Origin of the sequence: Lamprobacter sp. (assembly GCF_034860625.1) — a bacterium.
Taxonomy (GTDB): Bacteria; Pseudomonadota; Gammaproteobacteria; order Chromatiales; family Chromatiaceae; genus Lamprobacter.
On the sequence record NZ_JAYESN010000381.1, the window covers coordinates 1 to 2186 of the forward strand.

4 protein-coding genes and 1 pseudogene are annotated in these 2186 nt (G+C 60.2%); all 5 read left to right on the plus strand.

The window, feature by feature from the left end; genetic code table 11:
* Nucleotides 1–216: 216 nt before the first annotated feature.
* A complete protein-coding gene (locus VBE63_RS27800; protein ID WP_323686230.1) occupies nt 217–639 on the plus strand; it encodes a hypothetical protein in 423 nt (140 codons plus the stop codon).
* 116 nt (nt 640–755) lie between these two features.
* On the plus strand, nt 756–1007 hold the full coding sequence (locus VBE63_RS27805) for a hypothetical protein (RefSeq protein WP_323686231.1): 252 nt from the start codon (nt 756–758) through the stop codon (nt 1005–1007).
* On the plus strand, nt 995–1423 hold the full coding sequence (locus VBE63_RS27810) for a putative toxin-antitoxin system toxin component, PIN family (RefSeq protein WP_323686232.1): 429 nt from the start codon (nt 995–997) through the stop codon (nt 1421–1423). The genes VBE63_RS27805 and VBE63_RS27810 overlap by 13 nt, the downstream gene beginning before the upstream one ends.
* Nucleotides 1424–1478: 55 nt before the next feature.
* Nucleotides 1479–1799 (plus strand): hypothetical protein, encoded by a 321-nt coding sequence (locus VBE63_RS27815; protein ID WP_416274706.1) that lies wholly within the window; start codon nt 1479–1481, stop codon nt 1797–1799.
* Between the two features lie 177 nt (nt 1800–1976).
* Nucleotides 1977–2186, plus strand: a pseudogene (locus tag VBE63_RS27820) (hypothetical protein); the annotation flags it as partial.

A 2186-nucleotide genomic window follows, 5' to 3' on the forward strand; every position in this document is an offset into this window, starting at 1 on the left:
CAGAAAGGCGAGCGGATCGGGATACAGAAAGGCGAGCGGATCGGGATACAGAAAACCGCCCAAGCCACGGCTCGCAACCTCATTGCACTCGGCATGCTCACGGACGGGCAGATTGCCCAGGCCACCGGCCTGAGTGTGGTCCAAGTCGAGGCATTACGTGCGGACAAGTGAGGCTGTCCGGTGACCAAGCGCGCTCGCCGTTGCTAGACGCAAGCCATGAGCACCACGCCCGATCGCGATCACCCGATGACCCTGCCTGAGACACGCGCCAAGCGGCTGGCTGAGCTGGAGCGCTTCGAGCACCTGCTGTTCGAGCCCATGACCCAAGCTGATCTGGATCGACTCTATGCCCTTTCGGATCGCTGGACGGAGCAACTCGGAGACAACCCCGAGGCGATCGCGCTGTGCGATGCGTTGGACGACTTCATCGCCGCTGGGATCGAGGTGCTCACATCGGGAAGACGTTTGATGAGCCGTTTCTTAGTGTCCGACGATGGGCGATTGAACGCGGGCTTTTGTCAGCAACGGTTAGAGGCCATGAGCCTCGGCAACAACGCCCGCGCCTTTGCTAAGGCCGCCGACGCTCTCAAGCGCGTTTGCCTGCCGCGGCAGTTGGACTGGATGCATGCGCTGGCTTGAACCGCTGCTGGAGGTGGCCTCGTCGCCGGTCGTCTTGGTGCTGGGCGAGGTGAACTGAACATGCATCGGCTAGACTTGCGTTCTCAGTTGCGCCAAACCGATCTACAAGAGCCATCATGAATACGTACAAGACTTACGTCCGCATGGATGCTTCAAGCCGTGTTGTGCTGGAAGGAATACCTTTTCCCGAAGGCGCCTTGCTCGAGGTGCTGGTGGTCGATCAAACGCGCCAGCCCGAGGAGCGAACCGACAGCTGGCGTGCGCTGATGCGCCATGTGCAGAGTTTGCCCCAGTCGGCGGCGCTCACCGATGAAGACATTGCAGCTGAGATCGACGCGCAACGGAGCGGGTGCTTATGCGGGTGGTGATCGACACCAATCTCCTGGTATCGGCGGTGATTCGGGATCGTCTGCCCGAACGGGTGCTGCTGTGGTGCTTGGGGCAGTCGGATATCGAATGGTTGGTGACACCCGAGATCATGTCCGAATACAGCGCGGTCATCCAGCGCCCGAAATTCAGCTTACCTGGTGCAACCATTAACTGGTGGTTGGAGCTGCTCGCGACCGATACGCGGATGATTGAAGCGAGGGACAAGATCGACTTCCCGCGCGACCGCAAGGATGCGTCTTTTCTGATGTGCGCAGCCTCTGGCAAAGCGGATTATTTGATCACGGGAGATGGCGATTTCAGCGAGGCGCAGGCGCTGATCGCGACACCCATTCTGAGCGTGCGCGCTTTCGCGGATGCGGTTGCTCCGCAAACGTTGGTCGTGCCAGAAGGCTAGCACAAGCGCGAACCTACCTAGAACCTACCTAGTCGCCCGGCTGAACCTGCCCAACATGCGCTGTGCGCCCGAGGAGAAGGTCGACGTCTACGCCCACGCGGTGCGTGGCGCCAACCTTGATGAGCATGAACGCCAACGCTACCAGCAACAGTATGCCGAGGAGATTGAGACCATGAGCGCGTTTGCCGATCAGTTTATTGGCCAGGGCTTGCAGCAGGGCGAAGCGACCATCTTACTGACACTGCTCAACGAGAAATTCGGACCAGACACCGTTGATGCCTACCGCGAACGCATTACGGCCGCCGAGCCGGAACAACTGCTGCAATGGTCCAAACGCATCCTGAGCGCTGAGACACCCGAGACCATTTTCCACTGAGGCATGGGTGAGGCGGGGACACGCATCAAACTGTTGGAGGCGATCGCGCTGTGCGATGCCTTGGACGACTTTATCGCTGCAGGGATCGAGGAAATCCAAGGACAGTATACCGAACAGCCTAATGAGCGCAGCCGAAGTCCCTCCCACCCCCAGCCGGGCACCGGCTAGACTCGCTCCATGAGCGCCGACACCCCACCCTCAGACACCGCCGCCAAGCACGACCACGATAGCCCCTGGAAAGAGGCCCTGGAGCACGACTTCCCCAAGTTCCTCGCGCTGTTGTTCCCGGCCATTCATGCCGAGATTGACTGGTCGCAAGGCGTACAGTTTCTCGACAAGGAATTCCAGCAGATCGTGCGCGAGGCCAAGACCACCCGGCGTTATGCG